This is a genomic window from Paenibacillus validus NBRC 15382, assembly GCF_004000985.1.
In the GTDB taxonomy this organism is placed as follows: Bacteria; Bacillota; Bacilli; order Paenibacillales; family NBRC-103111; genus Paenibacillus_G; species Paenibacillus_G validus.
This window is the reverse complement of the sequence record NZ_BIMH01000025.1, coordinates 1-25,706: the sequence shown is the minus strand read 5'-3', so window position 1 is coordinate 25,706 and position 25,706 is coordinate 1. Positions and strand designations below refer to the sequence as shown.

The 25,706-nt window shown below is 54.4% G+C and carries 27 protein-coding genes and 1 other RNA gene; 1 reads left to right on the top strand and 27 read right to left on the bottom strand.

Translation table 11 applies throughout. The features are described 5' to 3' along the window. Nucleotides 1-172: 172 nt before the first annotated feature. From PVA01S_RS16405 to PVA01S_RS16370, 8 genes are all read right to left on the bottom strand, one after another. A complete protein-coding gene (locus PVA01S_RS16405) occupies nt 173-838 on the bottom strand; it encodes a TerC family protein (RefSeq protein WP_127608512.1) in 666 nt (221 codons plus the stop codon). Nucleotides 839-877: 39 nt separating this feature from the next. Further along, the gene (gene thiI / locus PVA01S_RS16400) at nt 878-2,089 is read right to left on the bottom strand and encodes a tRNA uracil 4-sulfurtransferase ThiI (RefSeq protein ID WP_127608511.1); all 1,212 of its coding nucleotides are present in this window, start codon (nt 2,087-2,089) and stop codon (nt 878-880) included. Then, the gene (locus PVA01S_RS16395; RefSeq protein ID WP_155615246.1) at nt 2,090-3,262 is read right to left on the bottom strand and encodes a cysteine desulfurase family protein; all 1,173 of its coding nucleotides are present in this window, start codon (nt 3,260-3,262) and stop codon (nt 2,090-2,092) included. Nucleotides 3,263-3,367: 105 nt separating this feature from the next. Continuing rightward, nucleotides 3,368-4,090 (bottom strand): lytic transglycosylase domain-containing protein, encoded by a 723-nt coding sequence (locus PVA01S_RS16390; protein ID WP_127608509.1) that lies wholly within the window; start codon nt 4,088-4,090, stop codon nt 3,368-3,370. Nucleotides 4,091-4,209: 119 nt separating this feature from the next. Beyond that, the gene (locus PVA01S_RS16385; RefSeq protein ID WP_127608508.1) at nt 4,210-4,644 is read right to left on the bottom strand and encodes a hypothetical protein; all 435 of its coding nucleotides are present in this window, start codon (nt 4,642-4,644) and stop codon (nt 4,210-4,212) included. A gap of 20 nt (nt 4,645-4,664) precedes the next feature. Continuing rightward, the gene (locus PVA01S_RS16380) at nt 4,665-4,880 is read right to left on the bottom strand and encodes a DUF1540 domain-containing protein (RefSeq protein WP_054797353.1); all 216 of its coding nucleotides are present in this window, start codon (nt 4,878-4,880) and stop codon (nt 4,665-4,667) included. 66 nt (nt 4,881-4,946) lie between these two features. Continuing rightward, the gene (locus PVA01S_RS16375) at nt 4,947-6,092 is read right to left on the bottom strand and encodes a glycoside hydrolase family 15 protein (protein WP_127608507.1); all 1,146 of its coding nucleotides are present in this window, start codon (nt 6,090-6,092) and stop codon (nt 4,947-4,949) included. A gap of 101 nt (nt 6,093-6,193) precedes the next feature. Beyond that, nucleotides 6,194-6,694: a YpuI family protein gene (locus tag PVA01S_RS16370; protein WP_127608506.1), complete on the bottom strand. Its 501-nt coding sequence runs from the start codon at nt 6,692-6,694 to the stop codon at nt 6,194-6,196. 196 nt (nt 6,695-6,890) lie between these two features. Between PVA01S_RS16370 and PVA01S_RS16365 the strand changes: the two genes are divergently transcribed. Further along, nucleotides 6,891-8,750: a S8 family peptidase gene (locus tag PVA01S_RS16365; protein ID WP_127608505.1), complete on the top strand. Its 1,860-nt coding sequence runs from the start codon at nt 6,891-6,893 to the stop codon at nt 8,748-8,750. A 98-nt stretch (nt 8,751-8,848) separates the two neighbouring features. Here PVA01S_RS16365 and rnpB read toward each other — a convergent pair. From rnpB to PVA01S_RS27020, 19 genes are all read right to left on the bottom strand, one after another. After that, nucleotides 8,849-9,261: RNase P RNA component class A (gene rnpB / locus PVA01S_RS16360), an RNA gene on the bottom strand. A gap of 73 nt (nt 9,262-9,334) precedes the next feature. After that, nucleotides 9,335-10,450, bottom strand: coding sequence for a Nif3-like dinuclear metal center hexameric protein (locus PVA01S_RS16355; protein ID WP_127608504.1), 1,116 nt, complete (start codon nt 10,448-10,450; stop codon nt 9,335-9,337). Continuing rightward, nucleotides 10,417-11,190, bottom strand: a complete 774-nt coding sequence (locus PVA01S_RS16350) for a tRNA (adenine(22)-N(1))-methyltransferase (RefSeq protein WP_127608503.1) — start codon at nt 11,188-11,190, stop codon at nt 10,417-10,419. The genes PVA01S_RS16355 and PVA01S_RS16350 overlap by 34 nt, the downstream gene beginning before the upstream one ends. A gap of 5 nt (nt 11,191-11,195) precedes the next feature. Continuing rightward, nucleotides 11,196-12,035: a hypothetical protein gene (locus PVA01S_RS16345; protein WP_127608502.1), complete on the bottom strand. Its 840-nt coding sequence runs from the start codon at nt 12,033-12,035 to the stop codon at nt 11,196-11,198. 135 nt (nt 12,036-12,170) lie between these two features. Further along, nucleotides 12,171-13,289: an RNA polymerase sigma factor RpoD gene (gene rpoD / locus PVA01S_RS16340; protein WP_054797348.1), complete on the bottom strand. Its 1,119-nt coding sequence runs from the start codon at nt 13,287-13,289 to the stop codon at nt 12,171-12,173. Nucleotides 13,290-13,335: 46 nt separating this feature from the next. Beyond that, nucleotides 13,336-15,171 carry a DNA primase gene (gene dnaG, locus PVA01S_RS16335; RefSeq protein WP_127608501.1) on the bottom strand — a complete coding sequence of 612 codons (1,836 nt, stop codon included), beginning with the start codon at nt 15,169-15,171 and terminating at the stop codon, nt 13,336-13,338. A gap of 40 nt (nt 15,172-15,211) precedes the next feature. Further along, nucleotides 15,212-15,673 carry a YaiI/YqxD family protein gene (locus PVA01S_RS16330; protein WP_127608500.1) on the bottom strand — a complete coding sequence of 154 codons (462 nt, stop codon included), beginning with the start codon at nt 15,671-15,673 and terminating at the stop codon, nt 15,212-15,214. A 113-nt stretch (nt 15,674-15,786) separates the two neighbouring features. Beyond that, on the bottom strand, nt 15,787-16,599 hold the full coding sequence (locus PVA01S_RS16325; RefSeq protein WP_127608499.1) for a pyruvate, water dikinase regulatory protein: 813 nt from the start codon (nt 16,597-16,599) through the stop codon (nt 15,787-15,789). 193 nt (nt 16,600-16,792) lie between these two features. After that, the gene (gene recO, locus PVA01S_RS16320) at nt 16,793-17,539 is read right to left on the bottom strand and encodes a DNA repair protein RecO (protein WP_127608498.1); all 747 of its coding nucleotides are present in this window, start codon (nt 17,537-17,539) and stop codon (nt 16,793-16,795) included. A 39-nt stretch (nt 17,540-17,578) separates the two neighbouring features. Beyond that, a complete protein-coding gene (locus PVA01S_RS16315) occupies nt 17,579-17,722 on the bottom strand; it encodes a YqzL family protein (RefSeq protein WP_127608497.1) in 144 nt (47 codons plus the stop codon). A 143-nt stretch (nt 17,723-17,865) separates the two neighbouring features. Beyond that, a complete protein-coding gene (gene era, locus PVA01S_RS16310) occupies nt 17,866-18,789 on the bottom strand; it encodes a GTPase Era (RefSeq protein ID WP_127608496.1) in 924 nt (307 codons plus the stop codon). Then, nucleotides 18,789-19,205 carry a cytidine deaminase gene (locus tag PVA01S_RS16305; protein ID WP_054797346.1) on the bottom strand — a complete coding sequence of 139 codons (417 nt, stop codon included), beginning with the start codon at nt 19,203-19,205 and terminating at the stop codon, nt 18,789-18,791. The genes era and PVA01S_RS16305 overlap by 1 nt, the downstream gene beginning before the upstream one ends. Nucleotides 19,206-19,225: 20 nt before the next feature. Continuing rightward, nucleotides 19,226-19,930: a diacylglycerol kinase gene (locus PVA01S_RS16300; RefSeq protein ID WP_127608495.1), complete on the bottom strand. Its 705-nt coding sequence runs from the start codon at nt 19,928-19,930 to the stop codon at nt 19,226-19,228. Next, on the bottom strand, nt 19,927-20,502 hold the full coding sequence (ybeY, locus tag PVA01S_RS16295) for an rRNA maturation RNase YbeY (protein WP_054797345.1): 576 nt from the start codon (nt 20,500-20,502) through the stop codon (nt 19,927-19,929). Before ybeY ends, PVA01S_RS16300 begins: the two co-directional genes overlap by 4 nt. Further along, complete coding sequence (locus tag PVA01S_RS16290) at nt 20,499-22,796, bottom strand: HD family phosphohydrolase (protein WP_127608494.1); 2,298 nt, start codon at nt 22,794-22,796, stop codon at nt 20,499-20,501. Before PVA01S_RS16290 ends, ybeY begins: the two co-directional genes overlap by 4 nt. A gap of 20 nt (nt 22,797-22,816) precedes the next feature. Then, the gene (locus PVA01S_RS16285; RefSeq protein ID WP_127608493.1) at nt 22,817-23,779 is read right to left on the bottom strand and encodes a PhoH family protein; all 963 of its coding nucleotides are present in this window, start codon (nt 23,777-23,779) and stop codon (nt 22,817-22,819) included. A gap of 38 nt (nt 23,780-23,817) precedes the next feature. Then, nucleotides 23,818-25,008, bottom strand: coding sequence for a sporulation protein YqfD (yqfD, locus tag PVA01S_RS16280; protein WP_306439325.1), 1,191 nt, complete (start codon nt 25,006-25,008; stop codon nt 23,818-23,820). Between the two features lie 13 nt (nt 25,009-25,021). Then, nucleotides 25,022-25,300, bottom strand: a complete 279-nt coding sequence (yqfC, locus tag PVA01S_RS16275) for a sporulation protein YqfC (protein ID WP_054797344.1) — start codon at nt 25,298-25,300, stop codon at nt 25,022-25,024. A gap of 56 nt (nt 25,301-25,356) precedes the next feature. Continuing rightward, on the bottom strand, nt 25,357-25,706 hold a 350-nt coding region (locus PVA01S_RS27020; protein WP_218029641.1), incomplete at its 5' end, for a hypothetical protein.

The window sequence follows — 25,706 nt, the reverse complement described above, 5'->3', positions numbered from 1 at the left end:
GGTTTTAATTCCTCTCTTCTAATTTGGCCTGCGAAGCCCGTTCAACAAAGAAGCGTCGACTCAAGAAGCGCCGACGCATCATTCCATATTCCATTATACGTGCGATTACGGCAAAAGGCAAGGAAATCGCCGATATTTACGCACCGTAAACATTCGCCATTTCGACACGAAGCTAGGAATGCTTCGGCCTGACGATCAGCTTCTTCAACACGCCGCTGACGATTACGATGACCGTTGTGACGGTCGGCAGCACGTAATGCGGGATATCTCCGAGCACGAGATGCGAAATTTGCTCGTCCGCCATGAACATTTCACCCGCTGTATATCCTAAAATGCCCGCCCCCAAAAATACGAGCACCGGAAACTTTTTCAACAAAGTCACCACGAGGTTGCTGCCCCAGATAATGATCGGAATGCTGAGCCCGATTCCTAATATGATGACGCCGACTTCGCCCTTTGCCTTGGCCGCGATCGCCAGTACGTTGTCCAGGCTCATGACGAAGTCGGCCAAAATAATAGTCGAGATCGCCTTGCCGAGCGTGGATGCTTCCTTCACGTCCGAATGCCCATCTTCGTCAACCAGCAGCTTAATGGCGATCCAGAGCAGCAGCAGCGATCCGATTCCTTGAATGTAAGGGATGTCCAGCACATAAACGGCGGCTAGCGTCAATAAAACCCGCAGCGCGATGGCGCCGAATGCCCCCCACCATATCGCTTGCTTGCGCTGGGCCACAGGCAAATTTTTACTGGCAAGCGCGATAACTACCGCGTTGTCTCCGCTCAGCACGATATTGATCAGCATAATTTCCAGAAACAAGACGATATTGTCCCAGAGCATGAATACCCCCCATTTCCCTATATACAGGTGAGCTTACGGCTAGAAAAAGGCGTCGAAGCGGTCGAACCGCTCATCGCCGGCTTCTATCCAGGTTGTTTCCGTCCGGAGAACCGCGTCTTCGATCACTTCCTCCAGCCAAGGCATGTTGCGCTCGATGCTGTGGATGACGTTCAAATTCGGATTGGTGCTTGGACTGGGCGGCAGAAACAGCGTGCAGCAATCTTCGTGCGGCAATATCGAGATATGAAAAGTATCGATCATTTCCGCGATTTTAATAATCTCCTTTTTTTCCATACAAATGAGCGGCCTTAGCACCGGCATCTGAACGGCGCGGCCGATCGCGTCCATGCTGGCCAGCGTTTGGCTTGCGACCTGCCCCAAGCTTTCACCGGTGACGATCGCTCCGGCGCCCCCCGCCTCGGCCAGCTTCTCGGTAATCCGGAACATGGCGCGCCGCAGCAATGTAATCAGCAAGTTTTGCGAGTACGCTTGATGAATACGCGTTTGCACTTCGGTGAACGGCACCATGTGCAGCTTGACCGAGCCGCCGTAAGGAGCGAGCCGCCGCACCAGGTCTCTTACCTTCTGCTGGGATTGCTCGCTGGTGTACGGATAGCTGTGAAAATGAACGGCCTCCACCTTCAGCCCTTGGCGCATAGCCAAATACCCGGCTACCGGACTGTCGATGCCGCCGGACAACATGAGCGCAGCCCGTCCGTTCGAGCCGAGCGGAAAGCCGCCCGCGCCCTGATCCACGCGGCAGTACAGCCATGCCGCCTCTTCGCGAAGCTCCACCTTCAGCTCCGTGTCGGGCCGATGCACATCGACCTTCAGCTCCGGCAGCGCGCGAAGCACCGCCCCGCCGACCAGACGGTTCATCGCCTGCGAATCGTGCGGAAAGCTTTTGTTAACACGGCGGACGGTCACCTTGAAGGTGTCCGGCTGCGGCGTCAGCGCCTCCATCATGGAGGCGGCCGCCTCTTGAATGCGCTCCAGCTCCAGTTCGGTGCTGACCACCGGACTTATCGAAGCGAGCCCGAACACGCGCTTCAGCGGCGGCAAAACATCTTCGTACGGCACGCCGTTCAAGTGAAGCATGATCCGGCCGAATTCCCGTTCGAACCGGATCGCCGGAAAGGGCCTGAGCCCTCGTTTCACCTGTTCGAACACCGTTTTCTCAAAACGGTGCCTATTTTTTCCTTTCAAAACCAATTCCCCGTAGCGAAGCACAGCCAGTTGCGCTTGATTCATCTAGTTTCGTCCTTTCCGGCTACGTGCGGTAACCTGCGGTTTAACGGCTTTCAACACCTCGGTAAGCATGCGGTCGAACCGCTCCACATCCCCAAGCGTTTGCTGCAATGAATAACTTAGACGGATACCGCTGCGGGCAGCGGCGTCCGTATACCCCATAGCTGTCAATATGCGACTGGGCTTCTCCACGGAGGACGAACATGCCGACCGCGCCGAGACGAAGATGCCTCGCTGCTCAAGCGCGTGAACGAGCACCTCCGATTTCATGCCCGGATAAGTGAAGTGAATCAGATGCGGTGCCATGCCTCCAGGCTCGTCCGTTCCGCTAAGCGTCAGCTCCGGATGGGCGCCGATTACGGACTCCAGCTTCGTTCGCAGCTCCGCGGTATGAGCCGCAAACTGCGGCTGCTGCTGAACGGCGATCCGGACTGCCTTAGCCATGCCGACGATCGCCGGCACGTTCTCGGTGCCGGATCGCAGCCCTTGCTCCTGGCCTCCCCCATACAGCAGGGGCTGCAGCTCCACCCCGGAACGGATGTACAGAAATCCCGTTCCTTTCGGCCCGCCGAGCTTATGCGCCGCGCAGGTAAGCAGGTCGGCCCCCAATTCCTGCGGGACCACCTGCAGCTTGCCCAGAGCTTGTACCGCATCGACGTGGAACAGCGTCTTCACGCGGGGACGCAGCAGCTCTCCGATTTCCCGGATCGGCTGCACGCGGCCCATTTCGTTATTCACATACATGACGCTTACAAGAATCGTATCGTCGGTCAATGCGGCGCGCAGCGCATCCATGTCAATCCGGCCGGTGCGGTCGACCGGCACGTAGGTCACGCGGAACCCTTCTTGTTCCAGCTGCCGGAACGTGGCGTAAACCGAGTCGTGTTCGATTTGAGACGTGATCAAATGCGTGCCGCGGTGCCGGTAACGATAGGCGGCCCCTCTTATCGCCCAATTGTTGCTTTCCGTGCCGCCGGACGTAAACCGGATTTCCGCAGCCTTACAGTGAAGCGCAGACGCAATCGTTTCCCGGCTGCGGGCGACGAGCGTCTGCGCGTCGATACCGAGGCGGTGCAGCGAGGACGGATTCCCGTAATGGGTTTTCATGACTTCCGTCATCGTGTCAATAACTTCGGGCAGCATCGGCGCAGTCGCCGCATAATCCAAATATAACAAGTATATGAGCCTCCGCTTCCAATAAGTACTAGCCGTCTAACGAAAAACAAGACCAATCCTCGCGCCTCCGTACACCGGAAACGGAAATTGGTCCTTCCCAACCTTTTAAGAAAGCTCGTAGGCAGTTTGAAGCTGCCGCACTTTGCGAACATAGTTTTGCGTTTCCTTCGGGAGCAGATGCAGCTTGTCCATCAACTGTTGATCGGTGCGTATGCCGAGCCGGTCCAGACGGCCGGGACCGGCGTTGTAAGCGGCTAGCGCCACACCTTGATTGCCGTTGTATTTCATGAGCAGATCGGACAAATATTGCGTACCGCCGGCAATGTTCTGCGCTGGATCGAAAGCGTTCGTAACCCCGAGGTCCGCGCCCGTCGAATCCATCAGCTGCATCAGGCCCTTCGCCCCCGCCTGGGAAACAGCGCGAGGATTGAATGAAGATTCCGCTTCAATGACAGCCTTGATCATGCTCGGCCGCACGCCGAACTTCTGACTCGCTTCTTGAATGATAGGCTCGAAATCCGTAGGGTGGCTTGGGGCCAATTGCTCCTGCCAATACGCTCCTGACGAGCCGAACGCCCCATTCGCGAAAAGCGGCGATTTGGACATAGCCGATGACGCGGCCGAGGTTAGCGCGGCTCCCGAGGCTTTAGCCGCATTTTGCCGGGCAGCCTGAGTCGCCATCAGCCCCTCGAGCAACTCGGCGAAATCGCCGTCGCTCCCGTCGGAGCCTGCCGGATTCGAGGAAAGCAAGCCGGCTTTATTTATCGTTTGCAGCTGCAGCAGTTCCTTGATCGTGCGCGGATCCAAGGATCCGATGTTCATGGACATGATGGTGAATGCTCCTTACGTATAAGAGATCTTAGATCTATTGTACACTCTTTCGAGTACAGGTTCTACCCTAAAAATGTAAAGCAGGCCGAAGGCGGCCTGCTTCGTTTCTCCCGAAGTCATGCGTACAGCGGTACGAGGATGAAATACCCAGCCAGCGATATCAATCCGATTGCAAGCGCCCAGCCGCCGAGTGCACGCTGTCCGACAGAGTAAGCGAACAGCCCCAGCACAGCGGCTGTACTGCCGAGCAGCGCCGGGAACGCGAACAGCGACAAGACGGCGAGCACGATCGCCGTCAAACCGAGCCAGCGGTACGCAGCGCCCGATCGCTCCGGCGCCTGACCCTCGCTTGTCGTACGTACCGCCCGGTCTTCCGTCCGTTCCCTTACGGAAACAGGCGCACCGGAAGGAGGATAAATGCCCGCCTCTGCGGCAAATTCCTCGTGAACGCTCCCCCCCGATTCGCGAGTAACCTGCTGCAGCTTGTAGCGCTGCAGCGCGGCATCGTTACGGTCAGGCTTTGCAGGCTTCCCTCCGAGCTTCCGTTTCATATCCGTTCGTCCTTTCCGGGTCAGGATGATTTGGACTTCTTCGGCTCAAAGGTGTGACAACAGGTGTTTCTTACGCTTGTGGCACGGTCTTGATGATCAACGAAATCCGTCGCGAATTCAGTATCGTACCCGACTTCCGCATGTTTGTCGACTTCAATCATGATCGTTTTCGCATTGCAATTGTTGCCTTGCGCCCAGTATTCGCAGTTGGCAACGCTGCATTTGACTTCTGGCATATGATCACCCCCTGCCCACAGCTTGCCCGCTGCAAAGAGGGGGTATTCTTGCCAAACTGGGTTCATTTACCGGATAGAGTCGGGGTAGAGTCGATGGTACAGCACCAAATACATGCCGTGCGACCATAATAATGGCCTCGCCGGAGGGCCCCATTTGCTGACCCAATGCTCATACCCTTCGCGTGACGGAAGCGCATCCGGAACCTGCTCCGGTAGCCGGCCGCTGGCGTCGGCCTTGGACACGATCCAATGCAGCGCCGCTTCGGCTGTCTCGCGTCGGCCGCGCGAAAGAGCGGCCCATCCGTACCAGGCGGTCAGGAGGAGCCACTCGCCGCCGCCGTAATACGTGTCGCTGGCATAACGGCGAAGCCCGCCTTGTGCCGTGCGCAGCTCGGCATCGATTCGATTAAGCGTCGCCTCCATCGCCGGATGATCCGCTTCGAACATGTGAAACGGCTCAAACAGCCACAGCAAGCTCGCATCGACGCCTTCGTAATTGATTTTATACGTTACCGTGTCGTCGGCTTTGACGGGCGCGATATTTTTCACGAAATGTCCGTCCGGGTGGACCGCATGCTGCAGCAGGAACTCACGAATGCTCGCGCAAACCGTTTCCAGCTCATTCCGCCGGTCCAGTCGCGCGATCGCTTTCAGCCCGCCGTACAAACAGGCAAGCGTGGAGGGGTGGATAAATTCCGCATATTCTTCCCAACAGTCGAAATTCGGCAGCTGCCAGAACGCGACCAAATAAGCGACCGTCGCATCGACAGCCGGGCGATACGCATCCGGGATTTGCGGCTGCCCCGTCGCCTTCAAATGTTCGCTCAGTCCCCACAACCAGGCGCCGTAACCGTCCAGTTGAAAGTGACCCCAATCCGATTGTTCGTCGTCGCGGCCGTCCGCATAGTAGCGCGTATGTAAAAACTGCTCCTGCGGAATAAACTCGCCCCGCTCCTTCTTGCCTAGCAAATCGTCAATATGCGGCTTTTTCGATTCGATAATTCGGCTTACCCACTCATAGAACAGGCGGGAGCTGTCATGCTGCCCCGCAACATCCATGCCGTAAGCGATAAAGCTGCCGTCGCGCAGCCAACTGAACGTGTAATGGGAAAATAAAGGGGATGCTACGTACCCTCCCCGTTCGTGCTGATTCCATGTTATTACGCGGGTGCTGGCTTCCGCCAATTGTTCCGCCGTCAGCCTAGCGGTCATCCGGGCGACACTTCCTTTACGCTTGTATCAAGCTAAATAAAAAGAGATGCTGGAAAGCACCTCTACTTGTCATTATATGGAAAAGCAGTGGCGATTATACGTTATACCTTTTCGCCCTGCATCCTTTTTTGCGTAATATAGTCGGTTTCATAGTACGACAGATCTTCGCGAAGCGTCTCGAAAATTTTGGAGAGCTCAATCGTCAAGTCGCGGACTTCACGCACCGGCTTTTTGCGGAAACGAATAGCATCCTGGCCTGTGTAGGCGTAACGACCGTCTTCGGAATAACATTCATTTTTAGGATAAAAGAAGCTGTTTACGGATGAATGATACACTTCATAAAGTACTTTCTCCGAATATTCCACGTTGAAGTTCGGTCGGCGCAGCGCAACCCCCAGCTTCTCGTAAGCCACCTCCGAAAATACGAGCAAGTGCCGGGTATCGGAAAGATATCCTTTATAAAACTCTTCCATCGCGCTGTCGTTCTCGGTGTTTAATTTCGTGAGCGAGCTCCCGTTTAAAAACTGCTCCATTTTGGCGATGGCTTCGCTCAATTTTGCTCTCGTCGTTTCACAAAGGTTTTTCACATGTTCTACTGACATAATTCCGGTAGCCTCCTCAACTTTGACGCAACAATAAATTTTATTCATACAAGCAGATTTCCAATCAATCGTACCATAAAACCAGAGTAAAAGTAATAGGAGAAATTCATTCATCCGGCTGGTTAACTTTGCTTATGATGATTCCTACGAACGTCGGGAAGTCTACTCCTATGACGAATACAGGAGGCTGTCACCGATGTGGAAATACGCGTTCCCCGTGTTGCTCGTAGTTGCAGGCGCGCTGATCCTGTTCCCCCGCGGCGATCAAACGCCACGACCCGAAGCCTTGTCGCCCCAAGCCGAGCTTCAGATGAAGCAAACAACATTGAATCAAGACCTTAAGCAGACCGAAGAGCTGTGCCGCAATCAATGCAGCTATGAGCTGCGCCGTGTGGCTGGCGAGATGAGCCGCAATGACGAAAACCGCATTCCGGCTTTACTGTCCGACTTGCAAAAGGATCATCCTCATATGCAGCTTCTTGTTCGAACCAAGCGCAACGAGTCCTTGTCGCAGGGCAAAGCTGCCGGTACTTTGAAAGATCCGGTGCGCCGGGCTGCGGATACCTATATGACGGAAGCGAAAGTCCAAGTAGACGCAGGACGCTCGTATCAATCGCCGGCCTTCGAAGCGGAAGGCAGCCAGTACTTCGTCTTAGGCGAGCCGGCGGATGACGGTACAAGCGGTATTATCGGCGTCGTAGAGCAGCACATTCTGAAGCAGGTGGCCGATCATCAGCTTAAAAACTTGCGGATTGTCACCTATCCGAGCGAAGGACGCTACAAAATCGAATCGGTCGATTCTGATACCTTACAGGATGTTCATGTCCATCATCCGGAAGGAAATCAAGGCACGAGCCATTATCATCAAAATCAAGTTGTCGTCCGGTTCAACAAAGAACCGACCGAAGCCGAGCTTTCCCAAATTCGCAAAGAAATCGGCGGTAGCACCGTGCAGAAGCTCGGTTACACCTATGTGTTCGAGTCCGACCGCATGGAAGCTAAGGCGCTTATGAATTACTTCCGCAAATGGAATGTTTCGTACAGCGAGCCTCACTTCCTTTATTTAACCAACGAGTCGGCCGTTCCCACGCCGACAGCTAACAGCATCACGCCGAATGATGCTTTATATCGCCGGTATCAATGGAATTTGCCGCAAATCGAAACCGAGGCCGGTTGGAACATTTCCAAAGGCTCCGATCAAGTCACCGTTGCCGTCATCGACACCGGAGTCGATTTGAAGCACCCGGACTTGAAGAACCAGCTTGTTAGCGGTTTGAACGTCGTAAATAAGGACGCCGATCCGCAGGACGATGTCGGGCACGGCACCCATGTCGCCGGGGTCATCGGAGCCTTGGTCAACAACAATCTGGGCGTAGCCGGCATGAGCTGGTACAACCGGATCATGCCGGTTAAAGTACTTGACTCGAGCGGAGCCGGCAGCACCTATGCCGTGGCGCAAGGCATCATTTGGGCCACCGACCATGGCGCCAAAGTCATCAATATGAGTCTCGGCAATTATGCCGATGCCGAATTTCTCCATGACGCGATTCGATATGCGTACGACCGCGATGTCGTGCTGATTGCCGCGAGCGGCAACGATAACACGGATCGGCCGGGTTATCCCGCCGCTTATGAGGAAGTGTTCGCGGTCGCAGCGGCCGACTCCCAGAAGTCGAAGGCGTCGTTCTCCAACTACGGCGATTACATCGACGTTACGGCGCCGGGCGTCAGCATCGCCAGCACGTACCTGAACAACCAGTACGCGGCATTGTCGGGGACGTCGATGGCAAGCCCGCACGTAACAGCGCTCGCCGCGCTGATTCGTTCGGTCAATCCGAAGCTGAAAAATACGGAAGTGATGCAGCTCATGCGCGACACCGCGACGGATCTGGGCCAGGCCGGCAAAGATAAATATTTCGGCTACGGCTTAATCGACGTGGCCGCCGCCCTGAAAGCCGCCCAACCGAAGTCCGTCCGGCAGGAAGAGCCGACAGCTCCGAATAACACCACGCTTCCGAACTGGCCCGGGTGGCTGCAGCGTCTGTTCGGCAGTTGAACCGGCACCAGCACAGCGCATGTGCGCAAAGCAAAGAAACCGCCTCATGAGGCGGTTTCTTTGCACATCTAAAACCATCCGTTTGCTGTATGTGGCTGAAAGAAAGTTTGCCGTAAGCCGGGTTCTGTGCTTCCAGTGGTCGTAACGGGGGCCACCCTGCCACCATTGAAGCGACAATCATCTATCTAGGCCAAACATTGCTGCCTGGCTCAAGCGACCAACCCGAACGCGCCTCGGGCTAAGGCTGTCCCTTAAAGAGACTAGCGTTCCTCTAGGTCTTGCTCCAGATGGGGTTTACCAGGAACCATGTCACCATGGCTCCTCGTGGTCTCTTACACCACGGTTCCACCCTTGCCTGTGCCGCTGCCGTGAAGCGGCGGCCATCGGCGGTCCGTTTCTGTGGCACTAGCCTTCAGCTCGCGCTGACTGGACGTTATCCAGCATCCTGCCCTATGGAGCCCGGACTTTCCTCTCGCGGCGCAAGGCCGCCAGCGATTGTCTGTCAAACTTTCTTTTGCAACAGATGCATTTGCTAGTATAACCCCATTCGCCGCAAAAGGCAATACGCCTAAATGAGGTCGGGCTTACACAAATCGGAAAGGCTCCGTGTCGGTCTGCGAAGCGATGGCGCGCGTCTTCCATTTGCGGTCGTCCAGCTTGCGCTGCAAATAATCAGCGACGCCCTGCTTCATAATCTTCTCCACGTTATGTCCGGGGTCGATCAAGGCGATGCCCGCGGCGAGCGCATCGTGCGCCGTATGATAATCGATATCGCCGGTGATCAGCACATCGGCTCCTGCGAAGATCGCATTGCGCACATACCTGCCGCCCGAGCCTCCGAGCACAGCCACCTTACGGATGACGCGCTGCGGGTCGCCAACCATGCGCACCATCGGCACTTCATATGCCTGTTTGACGCGCTCGCACAGCTCAGCTAAGGTGACCGGCGCCTCCAGCTTCCCGGCCCGGCCCAGCCCGAACGTACGCGTCTTCAAGTCAAGCGCATATAAATCGTAAGCTACCTCTTCGTACGGATGCGCCTTCAGCATGGCCTGCACGACACGCCGTTCGGCGCTCTGCGGAACGATCGTTTCAATGCGGATTTCTTGCGCTTGCTCCAGCTGCCCCTGCCGTCCGATGTAAGGATCCGTTCCTTCGCCCGGCTTGAACGTTCCGACGCCTTCGATGTTGAAGCTGCAGTGGCTGTACTTGCCGATAGCGCCCGCCCCTGCATCGAACATCGCGGCGCGCACCTTGTCCGCGTGGTCGACCGGCACGAAGACAACCAGCTTCTTCAGCTTGTCGGTGTGCACTTCATCAAGCGGCTCGGTAACCTTCAGCCCGATCGCCTCAGCCATCATATCGTTAATGCCGCCGTCCGCCACATCCAAATTGGTATGGGAAATGTAGACGGCGATATCGTGTTTAATCAGCTTCTCGTACAAGCGCCCGGCCGGCGTATCGGTTTGCAGATGCGGCAGCGGGCGAAAAATAATCGCATGATGCGCAATGATCAAATTGGCGTCGACGCGCAGCGCTTCTTCGACGACTTCATCCGTGACGTCCAGCGCAATGAGCACATTGCGGATTTCCTTCTGCAGCGTTCCGAGCTGCAGACCGATTTTGTCATTCTCCACCGCATACGATTTCGGCGCTAACTCTTCCATTAGTTGAATGACGGCTTGACCTTTGGCGTACATGCGGCCAACACCTCCCTGATCCGGTTCATTTCCTTCCGGTATTCGGCTTCTTTCGCGCGGGCGGCCTCGGTCTGCGACAACCGAAGCTGCGCGCATATCTTATCCATTTTCTCAAGTTCCCAAGTCCACTTCGTTCTCCAGACGTCGGACGCTTCCCGCGTCAAGTAGGGCCCCATGAGAAGGAGAAGCTCACGCTGAACTTCCCTTCCGTCCGCGCATACAAGAGGAGCGTACATCTGCTCCGGCTCAAGCCCGGATTCAGCGGCGGACACAGCAGTTAAGATTTCGTAGATTTTGCCGTCCTCTTCCAGAATACGTTCTCCGATCAGCACCCAGCCGTTCGCAAGCAGCCACTCCCGAACCGCAGGTTCGCCGACATTCGGCTGCAATACGAGCCGTTTCACCCCCTTGAGCTTCGACTTCCCCGCTTCTAGAATAGACACGATCAAGGCTCCGCCCATTCCCGCGATCGTAATGACGTCCACTTCGCCCGGTTCGATCACCGCCAGCCCGTCGCCAAGCCGAACGTCGATGACGTGCTTCAAGCCCGCTGAACGGACTTGCTTGGATGCCGCCTCATACGGCCCTTCGTTCACCTCGCCGGCCACCCCGCTCACGATGACCCCGTTTGCCGCCAAATAAGAAGGGAGCAGCGCGTGATCGGACCCGATATCCGCTAACCGGCTGCCCTCCGGTACTTCCCTCGCAATCCATTCCAATCGTTTCGACAACTTTATCATTCACATTACCCCATGACCCAGACGGTCCATTTTTTTCGCCAAACGAACAAGATCGCCGCTTGCATACACATTTTGCTTAGCAGCAGCCATTGCAGCGCTTGTTCGCCGTACTTCTCGGCATAAAGCATACCATACAATTCCGGCATGTACCAAACGATGAGGCCCAGCAAGAAGAAGACGAGCCCGATTTGACGGCTTCTCTCGTGGATCAACCAGGACAGCCAGCAGAACAATATCCCAAGCGGCACCCAGCTAATTTCCAGCGTAAACCAGTTGATCGCATCAAGCTGATGATGAAGCAGCCAACCGTAACAAAAAACGAGACTGACCCATCCGCACAACTGGAACAGCGCCAGCCGTGCCAATAGCCCGGTGATCATCCATATTAGACTGGTGATAAACACATATCCGACGACGAGCACCGGCTCCTCGATGCCGTGAAGCTTCATCATATAAACCCCGATAAACAGCAGGAACAGCGAAGCCATGCCCAGCAGTATTTGCGCCGCCATCGGTTCCTTGGCCCGCTTGAGCCCTCCCCACACATAACAGGCGGTCAAAACGGCCAATGCGACCCCCATTTGCATTGGTAATTCAAAAGCGTTAAAATTAAGAGCAGAAAAGGATAAAGCGGCCGCTATGATTAAATTGAGCATCCATATTTTCCAATTGCTGTTTCTTATTTGCGATGACGAAAGCCCCAAAAATCCGCTCCCGGTATCGGGCTTCGCTGCATCGTTATCCAAATAAATGTTAAGTAAAAAATCGCAATATTGCTCCGGTAACAGTCGGCTGCGCCGCCAGTGTTCGATTTCGCGAATGAGCATTTTCTTTTTTTCGTCCATTAGCGTCCTTCTCCCCCAAGGCCCGGCATACTTCTTTCCTATTTCATTATCGGCGGCGGGGACATAAAAAATTAGACCTTGCTGCGAGGCACTCGCAGAAGGTCCAACATAGATCCGAACGCATGACCGTTTCGTTTATTCCAAGAAATCCTTCAGCCGCTTGCTGCGGCTTGGGTGCCGAAGCTTACGGAGCGCCTTGGCTTCGATTTGGCGAATCCGCTCGCGCGTAACGCCGAATACTTTACCGACTTCCTCCAGCGTTCTTGTGCGGCCGTCATCCAGTCCGAAGCGCAAGCGAAGAACGTTTTCTTCCCGTTCCGTCAACGTGTCGAGCACGTCCTCAAGCTGTTCCTTCAGCAGTTCGTAAGCGGCGGCATCCGCAGGTGCCAGCGCCTCCTGGTCCTCGATGAAATCCCCCAAATGTGAATCGTCTTCCTCACCGATCGGCGTTTCCAATGAAACCGGCTCTTGAGCGATTTTCATAATTTCGCGCACCTTATCGGTACTGAGATCCATCTCTTTGGCGATTTCTTCCGGTGTGGGTTCGCGCCCGAGCTCTTGCAGCAGTTGTCGGGATACCCGGATCAGCTTGTTGATGGTCTCTACCATATGTACCGGTATCCGAATCGTCCGCGCTTGGTCCGCAATCGCTCGCGTAATCGCCTGGCGAATCCACCATGTCGCATACGTACTGAATTTGTATCCCTTCGTATGGTCGAACTTCTCAACGGCTTTAATCAAGCCCATATTGCCTTCCTGGATTAAATCAAGGAACAGCATGCCGCGTCCGACATATCGTTTGGCAATGCTGACAACGAGACGCAAATTGGCTTCGGCCAGACGGCGCTTCGCTTCTTCGTCGCCAAGCTCGATCCGTTTCGCCAAATCGACTTCATCTTCTGCGGAAAGCAGAGGAACACGGCCGATTTCCTTCAAGTACATCCGCACCGGATCGTTGATCTTAATGCCCGGAGGCAAAGATAGATCGTCGTCAAAGTGGAAATCGTCGTGCTCATTATCATGCGGATTCATGTCATGGTCTTCATCCGACTCGTTGCCGACGTCGATGCCCATTTCTTGGAGCTGCTCGAAAAATTCGTCGATCTGCTCCGGATCTTGATCGAAAGGCGCCAGCTTTTCCATTATCTCTTTGTACGTAATAACCGAGCGCTTCTTGCCCTGTTCGATCAGTTGTTCTTTCACTTGCTCCAACGTCAACTCTGTCTCTATTTCCGTGCGTTGATCGTTCGCCATAATCCAACTCCCTCCTCCTTGGAACTCCCCAAAGCGCGCTTAAGCATCAGGATGATTTCAATTGCTTTTCCAAGGATATAATTTCACTGCCCAGCTGCAGAGCTCTTGGAATATCTCCCATTCGTTCCGCTTGTTTAATTTCTTCTCTCTTACGCTCCAATTGCTGCAGAAGCGGATACTTCTTAATTTCGCGAATGTAATCGTCAATCACGGCTTCGTTCACACCGTTGCGATTATCTATTAAGGTCAAAGAGCTTGCCAAGCTCTCGAGCTTGTCATCCTGGAGCATCCCGATGAACATGCTTGCATTCGGTTCGTATCCTTGCGCATAGTAGGCGTACAAGTAGGCGGCGATGGCCGCATGAGCCTCCATATTGAACTCGTCCCCCAAACGACGCTCGACATACTGGGAAACGTCCCGGTCCAGCATCATTACGGCAAGCAATTGTCGCTCTGCAAATTGATAGGCAGGGATCATTGAAGGGGTCTGTTCACGAGGCTTTCCGTCATTCATACCATTATTCCACGGATTGGGTTTATTATCCCCGGATCGGCTGTTTTTTTCCGTCTGCAGCCTGATCTCATTAAGCGTCTGCATCGCGGAGTCATAGGAATACCGGAACTCGGAAGTTAAATCCTTCACGTAGTGCTCCCTCTCAATCGGTGATGTGAGCCCCGCAATCAATCGGAGCGCCTGCTGTATATATCGTAGCCTCTCCCCATCCTCCTGCATCCTATAGTTTTTGCGAAAATAAAGAAGTTTATATTTGATCGACGGTACGGCGGTCTCGATAACCTCGCGTACGAATCGTTCAGAACCGTGATTGGCAATATATTCGTCCGGATCCATGCCCCCCGGGATTACCGCGATCTTCACCTGGCACCCGGCGTTCTCTAAGAGCGGAATGCTCTTGTAGGCGGCCGATTGTCCGGCATTATCGCCGTCGTATGCAACCGTTACCCGTTCCGCAAGCCTGCGAATCGCTTCGGCGTGTTCCGGCGTCAGAGCCGTTCCCATCGTGGCGACTCCGTTCGTGACTCCCGCATCCCAGGAACGAATGACGTCCATGTACCCTTCGAACAGGACAATCTCCTGCATTTTGCGTATTTGGGGTCTCGATGCGTGCAAGTTGTACAAGGTACGGCTCTTATGGAACAGCATCGATTCCGGGCTGTTTAAATATTTGGGCTGTCCGTCCCCCATCAACCTTCCGCCGAATGCGATCGTCTGCCCTTTCCAATCGCGGATCGGGAACATCACGCGATCTCGAAATTTGTCGACGTAACCGGTGCCATCCTGTTTCGCCGAAATCAAACCGCCTTGTTCCATGAGCGGCAGCGGAAATTGCTTCTTGTCCAGCAGATTAACGAGCGTATCCCATCTGGATGGCGCGTAGCCGATGCCGAATGTCTCCATCAGCTTACCTGTAATCCCTCGTCCCATCAAATACTGTTTAGCCGCTTTTCCCTGCTCCGTATTGTGGAGAATGTACTGGTACAGCTTGTCGGCCAGCTCGTACGCTTCGAGAAGCTTAGCCCGCTCCTTGCTCTCTTTCGTTTCCGCCCCGGTATGAGACGCCCCAAGGCCGACCTGCAGATTCGCTTCCTCCGCTAATTTCCTAACCGCTTGACCGAAGGATAAACCTTCGATTTCGGCGACGAAACGAATCACTTGCCCGCCTGCGCCGCAGCCGTAGCAATGGTAAATTTGCTTCTCCGGCGTAACGGTGAACGACGGCGTCTTCTCGGAGTGAAAAGGACACAGGCCTTTCAGATAATGCCCTTGTTTCGTCAAATGCACGTACTTGCCGACGACTTCGACAATATCGTGAGCCTTCAGGACGGCGTCGATGACATGATCGGGAATGCGTCCGTTACTCATCCTATCCACCTTCAATCCAATTAACACGTAATACTATTCGCTACTTTAGGCGATTCTCCTGCAAACGGGATAAAAGTTTTGTCAAAGATTGTAGAAATTCATCACGATCCTGATTCGTAAACGCTCTGGGCCCTTTCGTATGCTTCCCTCCGCGCCGCAGCTTGGCTTGCTCGTGGCGGCGTTCCAGCAAAAAATCCATCGTACGATCGTTGAACAGCTGCCCCCGGTTGGATAGGGCGAACGCCTTCTTCCCGAGCGCAAGAGCCGCAAGACCGAAGTCCTGGGTAACGAGAACGTCTCCTGCCTGAATTCGATTCACGATATAAAGATCGACCGATTGATCGGAACGATCCACTTGAACGATTTCGACGCCGTCTTCCGGCTGCAGCCGGTGATCGAACGAGGCGACCATGACCACTTGAACGTCAAACCGTGAAGCGGCGTTGCGGATTTCGGCTTTGACCGGGCAAGCGTCCGCATCCACTATTATTTTATACGTCATGAGAGACCACCACGGGGATAATTCAGATATGTGAATGTTTTTACAATCGCACTACCGTAATATTATATACGATGAAATTACAAAAAATCCTGCTTATATCCAAAAGAAACAGACTACCTGGAACGGAATATATCGATGATGATGCTGGCCGTCTCCTCGACGGCTTTGTTGGACACGTCGATGACCGCGCATCCGATTCGTTTCATGACCGCGTCAGCAAACTCCAGCTCTTTATGAATGCGCGCGGTGTTCGCGTAAGTGGCGTTGCCGGGCAGCCCTAACGTCTTCAACCGCTCGGTGCGAATCACGTTCAGCTTTTCGGGGTCGATCCGCAAGCCTACAATCTTCTTGGAGGATACGGTGAACAATTGATCGGGCGGTGCAATTTCCGGTACCAGCGGCACATTCGCGACCTTGAATTTTTTGTGGGCCAAATACATGGACAGCGGTGTCTTGGAAGTCCGCGACACGCCGACCAGCACGATGTCGGCCTGCAGCACGCCGCTGAAATCGCGGCCGTCGTCGTATTTGACGGCAAACTCGATCGCTTCCACCTTCTTGAAATAATCTTCGTCCAGCTTGTGGATCATTCCCGGCAAATGCCTTGCTTCCTGTTTAAGCGTATGCTCCAGTGTGCGAATGACCGGTCCGAGCACATCGATGTATACGATGCCGGCGCGTTCAGCTTCCTCGATCAAGTAATCCCGCAGCTCGGGAATAACGAGCGTAAAGACGATCGCCCCGTTGCGTTCCACCACGGTTCGGATCATTCGATCGATATCCGTTATTTCCTGCAGGAAAGGCACCCGTCTTATTTCTACTTGCAACGGATCGAATTGAACGGCGGCCGCGCGTACGACCGCTTCCCCCGTATCTCCGGCCGAATCGGAAGCAACGAATATGACCGGCTTAAGCATGGTTACCATCTCGGCCTCGTCCCCCTTGGTAAAGTTCTGGCATGACCTACTCTTACTACGAGCCTATACACGGTAATGTTTCATGATGGGACAAACAAAAAATCTCGCTAACCAAAGCCTAGTAAGCAGACTCTGTAACGAGAATTCCATGGATGCATCATATTATAATAACATTGCACGAAAATTATGTCAATTTTTTCATCTATATTTCATAGCGATCCATTTGATCTAAAAAATCACGCGATTTCAAGCGCAAGCCTGCGTGCGTGTCGAAGTAAGCGCGCAATATTTGTTTCAACAACGCTTTCGTCTGCGGCTTCACGTCAATCTGCCCGAGCCTCCTGACGTCGGTTTGAACAAAGATCCGCAGCAGCTTCAATGCTCCGGGCGTTAAAGCAATCGCCTGCGGATCGCGCAGCCGGCAAGTCTCGCATAAGATGCCGCCGAGCCCGACGCTGAACGAAACCGCTTCCCCTTTACTGCCGCAGATGACGCACTGTTCCAGCTCAGGCATATAACCGGCGTGCATCATCATTTTCATTTCGTATAAGTGGACGACAATCTGCATATCCTTGCCTTCAAGCAGCGCATGAAAGCTCCCTTTCAATTGCTCGAATAAGTAAGGTTGTCCTTCCTGATCGCCCAGCATCCGGTCAGTCAGCTCCGCCAGGTACGACGCGTTAGCCGCCAGATGCAAATCTTCGCGCAACTTGTGGAACGCCTCCACGATCTCGGCGTGATTCAGCGTTCCGAGCTGACCCGATTTGAAAAATGAAAAATCGCCCAGCGTAAAAAGCTGGACGGTCGAGCCGAATCGGCTTTTTACTTTTTTGGCGCCTCGGGCGACAATACTCATTTTTCCTTGTTCCCGAGTAAACAGCGTAATAATTTTATTGCCTTCCCCATAATCCATGCTGCGAATGACGATTCCCTGCAGCCTATACTGCATCGGCAGTCTCTCCCTGCTCCTAAGCCTCGCGCGTATTACTTACTGAAGCCAGTCGGAGGCTTCCAGCCCCGCTTCTTCCTCCGGTTCCGGTTCCTCTCCGTCTTGGACATTCATCTCTTTATAAAGCAGGTAGGCATCCACATCTCCAGTCATCGAAAAATACTTCCACGAAAAATCTCTCATGGTACATCCTCCCCAGTGTGACATGACTACAATACCTGTTTATAGGAATAGGATGATACGAATCGCATCGAAGTATGCTGAACAAATACTGGCATGTATGCTCTCCATTACCCTGCCTTTGTACTACTGAAACAAATTCCGTCTTATTCGTGCCTAAAACCGAGATCCTTCAGCACGCGGTCGTGGTTTCTCCAGTCTTTCTTCACCTTCACCCACAGCTCGAGGAACGTCTTGGAGCCGAGCAGCGCCTCGATATCGGCGCGCGCCTGTTTGCCGACTTCCTTCAACAATGCGCCGCTCTTGCCGATGATGATGCCCTTTTGCGAATCCCGTTCCACATAGATGACGGCCGAAATGCGGACGAGACCGTTCTCCTGCACTCGCATATCTTCAATGGACACCGCGATGGAATGCGGAATTTCTTCGCGCGTCAGATGCAATAATTTCTCCCGGATCAGCTCCGCGCAAACGAATTGCTCCGGGTGATCCGTCACTTGATCCGCCGGATAATACTGAGGTCCTTCCGGCAAATATTTGATCACCTGCTCGAGAAGCGTGTTCACGTTGTTGCCGTTCTTCGCCGAGATCGGCACGATTTCAGCGAACGGGTACAGCTCCTTGTACGTTGTAATTACCGGCAGCAGCTGCTCGGGATGCACCTGGTCGATTTTGTTCATGACCAGGATGACCGGCGTCTTGACGTTACGTAGCTGCTCGATAATGAACCGGTCGCCGCCGCCGAGCCCTTCGACAACGTCGATCAGAAACAGCACGGCCTCCACTTCGCTGAGTGCGCTTTGAGCGGATTTCATCATATAATCGCCGAGTTTCGATGTCGGTTTATGTATACCCGGCGTATCGAGAAAGACGATTTGCGCTTCATCGGTCGTATATACGCCATGAATTTTGTTGCGCGTCGTTTGCGGCTTATCCGACATGATCGCGATTTTTTGGCCGATCACTTGATTCATCAACGTTGATTTGCCCACGTTCGGCCGGCCTATAATGGCCACGAAGCCGGATTTAAAAGGCGCTTTCTTGGTGTCGTTCTTTGAAGAGTTTGACATCAGTTGTCTGTTCCTCCGTCCAGATCTTGAGATGTGAATGCCCCGGGCAGCAGCGCCGATACGGTCGTCTCCGTGACGTCTCCGCGCAAATTCGCCAAATACACCGGCATATCCGGAGCGCATAGCTCCACGAGCACTTGACGGCAAACGCCGCAAGGAGAAACCGGATGCGGCGTATCGCCGACGACCGCAATGGCCTGAAACGTACGCGGCGCTTCCCCGTCCGCAATCGCGCGATGCAGCGCCGTTCGTTCGGCGCAGTTGGTCGGCCCGTACGCCGCATTCTCCACGTTGCAGCCGAGATGAACGCGGCCTGATGAATCGAGCAATGCGCTGCCTACTTTAAAGCGGGAGTACGGCACGTAAGCCCGCTCCCGCACTTGCTTGGCCCATTCGATCAATTCCGAGCGTTGCATGCGGTCACATCCTTCTTTGATTAGAAAATCGTGTATAAATAAAAGCAAAGCAACGTGATGAGGCTGCCTATCAAGGCTCCCAGCAGCTGCGAGGCGAAAGATCTCCGCCGTTTATCATATAACACGAGCGAGAGCACGATAGCGAGAAAAAAACCTAGCAGCGATGCGAGCGTATCCTCGATGCGGTATGCAATCAGCGTCGCAACGGCGAAGGCTACCGCGCTGAGCAAGCTCGGCTTCACCCAGGTGCCCTTCTCCGTGAACCGCGTCTGAATGACGATTACCGTCAGAATAACCAATGATAGCAAAATCCATACCGCGCCTGCGGTCAGCGCATGGCCTTCCATGGCGCGGCCGGTCCGCAGCAGCCGGTCGATCGGATCGTAGAACACGACCATGCCCGTAACAACGGCAAAAGCCGCAGTCACCAATACCGCGGCTGCAGCTACGTCTTTGGCGATTTTGGCGAGCGGATGGATGTCCGGCATCGCCAGATCGACCGACTTCTCAATGGCGGTATTGATGAGTTCCGTCACGATAACGAGCGTCACCGCAAGCAGAATGAACAAGACGTCCGTTTTGGAAAGACCGAAAAGCAAGGCAAGCACCAAGGCCAGAAACGCTAGCGTGAAATGAAATTTCATGTTGCGCTGGGTGGAGAGCGCATATTTGACGCCTTCGTACGCGTACCGGAAGCTGCGCTGCCATTTGACCGGCTGTCTCACCGGGTCAAGCCCGCCTGCTGCAAGATCGCTTCCTGCTTCGCAAACATTTGCTTCTCTGCCCCTTCGTCCTGATGGTCGTACCCGAGCAAATGGAGGAAGCCGTGCACGAACAGGAACCCTAGCTCCCGATCGACGGAATGGCCGTACTCTTCGGCTTGCGCCACAGCCTTTTGTACGGAAATAATGACGTCTCCGATCGGCTCCTCGAAGCCTTCTTCCTCGTCGTCCCCTTCGTCCGAAGCATCGTCTTCATCGGCGTCCGAATCCGCACCGTTGCCGATGAATTCGAATTCTTCCTCGTCGTACTCCTCGTCGCCGTACACGATCTCAATCTCATCCTCGCCCATCTCGAGCATCGAGAAGGAGAGAACGTCCGTCGGCTTATCCAGTCCGCGGTACTGTTTATTCAGCGCTTGAATCGCCGCATCGTCGACGAACGTTAACGTCACCTCGCCGTCCGATACCTGCTCGGCCTTCCCGGCCAGCCGCAGCAGCTCTTCCAGCTTCCGGACCAGCTCCGGGCTAATCTCGATATGGTCTTGCTCATTGCTAAACGATAATCTCAAACTCATGGGTCCACCTCTTTTTTATTCTCGTCCGCTTTATTCTCGTCCGCAGCCTTGTCTTTGTCTTTACGAGCTTTTGGATCTGCCCGCGTCACTTGAACGTCGGCCGGATATTCGATTCTGGAGTGAAAAATACCGAGCAGCGTCTCGTTCAACGTTCTCGCAATTTGATCGAGCTCTTTAATCGTCAAATCGCATTCATTGAATTGACCGTCGTCCAATCGGCTCTTGATAATCTTGCGAACCATCGAATCGATTTGCTCCACGGTCGGATTCCGCAGCGAGCGGACAGCCGCCTCGACGCAGTCGGCGATGCCGACAATCGCCGCTTCCTTCGTCTGCGCATTCGGTCCCGGGTAGCGGTAGTCCTTCTCCTCCGGCGGTTCTTCGCCCCGCTCTTCGGCTAGTTTCTTCGCTTTGTGGTAAAAAAACTGAAGCAGCGTCGTGCCGTGATGCTGCTCGGCGATATCGCGAATCGGCTTGGGAATATTAACATCCTTCAACATTTCGGACCCGTCGCGGGCATGAGCCACGATAATGGACTTGCTGAGCGCCGGATCGATTTTGTCATGCGGATTTTCGATATTCGTTTGATTCTCGATAAAATAGCTCGGTCTTTTCGTCTTGCCGATATCGTGATAGTACGATCCGACCCGGCACAGCAAGCCGTCCGCGCCGATCGCTTCCGCGGCGGCCTCCGACAAATTGCCGACCATCACGCTGTGATGATACGTCCCCGGGGTCTCCGTCAGCAGCTTGCGCAGCAGCGGATGGTTCGGATTGGACAGCTCGACGAGCTTCAACGGCGACAGAATGCCGAACGCCACTTCGAAGAACGGGAGCAAGCCGATGACGAATACGGCGGTCAGCAGCCCGCTGCCAAGGGCGAACGAGGCCGCGAAGATGGCGGCGCGTTTGGACTCCTGCTCCTCGAACAACAGCAAGGCGGCAACAAGCGCCACCGCGAACACCGAAACCATCATGCCCGCCTTGAGAATCGACGAGCGCTGGCTCGCCCGCTGAATCGAGAAAATCGCGGCGAACGACGTGGAGAATGTCAGCAAGCCGTAGCGGAAGTCGAACGTTTGCACGTGGTCGGAGTTGAAAATGATGCTCGCCATCACGCTGAACAGCACGGTTGCGATAAACGCCAGCTGCGGGTTTAACAAAATCGTGATCAGCATCGCTCCCATGGCTGTCGGTGCCAAATACCCGATCATCGGGTAGTCGAGGTTCTGCATCATCGAGAACACTTTCATAAACGTAACCGTCAAAAATAAAATGAGCACGAGCATTAACAGCTGCACGTTGTTATACTTGATCGGCAGCGCGCTTTGCCGGACGTACATATACAGCGCAAGTCCGCATAAGGAAACGAAAATAAACAGACCGAGATGAGGCCAATACGAGCGATCGTCTTTCAACAGCTCCAGCGCAGCCAGCCGCTGATAGACGTCTTCGGTAATTTTATCACCCTTGGCCACGAGCACCTCGTTCTTGTTGATAAAAATTGGCTTCACATTGTCCCGGGCGTGGCCTTTCGCTTCTTCCGTACCTTTCTGATCGTAGAACTTGTTCGGCGTCAGCGCCGCCCGCACCAGCTCCTGCACAATCTCCCTCGCGTTGTTCTTCGACAAGGTCGAGGCGTTAACCAGCTCCGCCACTTTCGCCCGGCCCGGCTGCGCCTCCAGCAGCTGATCCGTCATCAGCCGTGATACGATTTCTTTGGCGACCGGCTGCATTTGGAGTAAATCATCCTTGCTCAGCCGCGGAATTTTATAAAACGCTTCCTCTGGAATCCGGTACTGCTGCTCGTCGAAATCCTGGCGCATCTCGGCCAGCAATTCGGGACTGTACTGCCCGCTGTCCTGAAACTGCTTCAGCTGACGGTACAGGTGGTCTTGAATAAGCTGCGGAATGACCGTTTTGTAAATGTTCACTTTATCAGCTGTGGACACGTCCGCGTCGGCATTAATTTGCTGCAGCTTCTCGAAGACGGCTTCAAGCGCCATCTCGTTTTTCAACGAAACGATTTTGTAAACAGGCTGCACTTTCGCAGCCGCCTCTTCCTTGGCCTTCTCCGTGGCTACTTCATTCAATATGGCGCGCGGCGCCAGAATGTCTTTCTCGGCGACGGCGTTCAGCGTGATATCGTAGGTTTGCGGGACAACACGGTGCAAAAGCGCAAAGTAAAAAAAGACGGCTAGCGCCAAAAACAGAAGAAAGCGCACGATGGCGCTATATCTCCAGCCGGCAAGCCGATATTGGTATTTGCCCCGAATGGAAACGCGATTGCTCATGATGAAAGGTCAGCCCTTTCTCAGCCTTCTTTGTCTTCATTATAGGCTACGATGATTTTTTGCACGAGCGAGTGACGAACGACATCCTGTTCGGCGAAGGTAATAAATCCGAGCTCTTCGATCCGGCCCAGGATCCGTTTCGCTTCCACAAGACCCGAAGACTTGCCGCGCGGCAGGTCGATCTGGGTGACGTCGCCGGTAATGACCATCTTCGACCCGAAGCCGAGCCTCGTCAGAAACATTTTCATCTGTTCCGGAGTCGTATTCTGCGCTTCGTCCAATATAATAAAAGAATCGTCAAGCGTTCTCCCCCGCATGTAGGCGAGCGGCGCGATTTCGATCAATCCGCGCTCCAGCGACTTCAGCACCTGCTCGGGACCCAGCACGTCGTTAAGAGCATCATACAACGGGCGCAAATAAGGGTCAACTTTTTCCTGAAGGTCGCCCGGCAGGAAACCGAGACTTTCTCCCGCCTCGACGGCAGGGCGCGTCAGCACGATCCGCTTCACTTTGCCCTCTTTCAGCGCGGCTACGGCGAGAACGACGGCGATGTAGGTTTTGCCCGTCCCCGCAGGTCCGATCCCGAAGACGATATCCTTCTTCTTGATTTCGTTTACATACTGCTTTTGCCCGATCGTCTTCACACGAATCGGCTTGCCTTTGTGCGTAACGGCGATTTCGCCCTTGAACAGATCCAGCAGCTGATCGGCCTTCATCTCTTTGGACAAATCCAAAGCATAAATCACGTCGCGCTCGGTCAGCACGTACTGGTTTCGGATCAACTCGAGCAGTACCGCAAACAAATGCTCGAGACGCGCGGTTTCGGCGCTCGCGCCTTGAATGACGATCTCCGCTTCGCGCGTAAAAATGGACGCCTGCACTTCCCGTTCAATCAAGTGCAGAAACTTATCCTGCGGCCCGAAAAGCGCCTGGCCCTCGGACGGATTTTTCAAAGATACTTTCACCGTTGTCGCTTGTTCCATCCAGTTCTCCTTCAACGATAACCGTTCGTCATATGAAATTAAGGCACAATCGGTTGTTCAACCGCAATTGACTCCTCGACTTCCAAAAGCACTTCCATATAAACTTTACCATTCTCCGCCTTCTCATGCAAAATTTTTTCGGAAACGACCCTTGCGCCCCCGCCCGCGGCAGACAATATTTGTGCTTTCGCCTCCGTCAATCCGACGCTCGACGCCTCCTTCGGATCGATCGGCTGCTCCTGAAGCTCCACTTCCATCACCTTCTCGCTGAGCCATCCGATCGGCAGTGTGTAGGAGCGCCAACTGAGCGTTTTGCGTTCCTGAATCGTTTCCGTCTGCCCGAACGGCACTTTACCGTACCCGGACACCTGCACCCCGCGGCTGCCGAGGACCAAGTAAGAGCGTTGTTTACTTTCGCCCGTGTAAACTTTATATTGACGCACAAGCGGCACTTCGACCGTCGGTTTGTACCAGACCACACCTTTGACGGTGCCGGAAGCTACGACCGTTTGCTGATGGAGCTCGTCGCCGATCATGCCGGATATGAGGATGTCTCCTTTGCGCACATACGTATTCGGCTTAACGGCGGGACGTCCCTTTTCAGCAAAAATCTCCGTCACAAGCGCATGCTTCGAGGCCACCAGATGCCGCGGATTCATCAGCGGCGGCTTCTCCGGAATCGTCGCTTCGACGACCTTGATCACGACATGCGTACCGCGCACCTCAACGCCGATCCAAGCGGCGGCCGGCAGCTGACTCTGCATCGCCCGGGACAGCTCGGAAGGCTCCTTCAGCTTAAACTTCCACTGCAGCCGGTACACCCCCTGCTGCTTGGCCGCCTGCAAAATTTGTTCGGTTTGAATCGTCTCATTGCCCTCCACGCGAACCTGCAAGACGAGCTGGGAAAGCAAATAAATGCCGATGACGAAGCCGAGCAGCCCGATGGCGAAAAATTTGCGCCTCTCGAGCTTGTCCAGCCAAAACGGAAAGCCGCGTTTTTCCTTGATGCGAATCAGGGAGCCTGTCTCTTTCAAGAGCGGACGAAGCCGAAAAAAATCGGGCACGGTGACATATAACGAAATCCGCTCCTTGTCCAAATAACGGATGTCCCAGACGGACATCCTTTTCTGTGATAAGCGGTTAACCAAATGCTCCAGCTTGCCTCCGGTGACCTCCAGATGAACAAAGCCGCGCAGACGGTAAATTAACGAAGCTTTCAAGACTCTCATCCCCTTTCCGGCTCTAGGACATATATTTGATATCTCGGATTTTCCCTTCAATCATCACTTCATCAGGCAGGATCGCGCGAATCACCAGATCGGAGCCGTCCACTTCAAGTTTTCCTTTCGCCAAGGCCAATTTCAAAGAATCGCTGGAGAAGTGAAGGACGCCCCGATGATTTTCGATATAAAGCTGCATATTCCCGATCATCGTAATGCGGGGCAGGTCCATAGCGACGTCCTGAGGCAGGTCGAGCAGTTTTGCCGTAAATTGATTGATTTTGTGAGTCAGACTGCGCATACTTAACCTCCTCCGGTAGCGGGCGCTTTGCAAAATAGCGGAAGATCACGGGCTATTTACACGATATGCCGGGGAATCGAAATTATGACGTCGGGCTGGGAAAAAGAGTAAAATGACCCGGCCGAAATCCAGGCCGAAATATAGCTAGGAAGCCTGCCCGCAGAACCGGGGATGCGCAGTTTCGCGCAGGAGGCTTGAACTGCGCCAACGCCAAAAACCGCCGCAAGCGATGAAGGACAACCTTCATCGCTTGCGGCGGTTAGATGTAAGCCGGTTCCGCTAACGCCGATAAGGACGCTTAGCGCGCGGCGGGCCAAGAATTTCCGCCCAGAGGACGCCGAGCGCCACGTCTTCCGGGCGCAGCGGACCGGGCGCTGAAGCCGGCTCGGCGGCTCCCGCCCCGCCG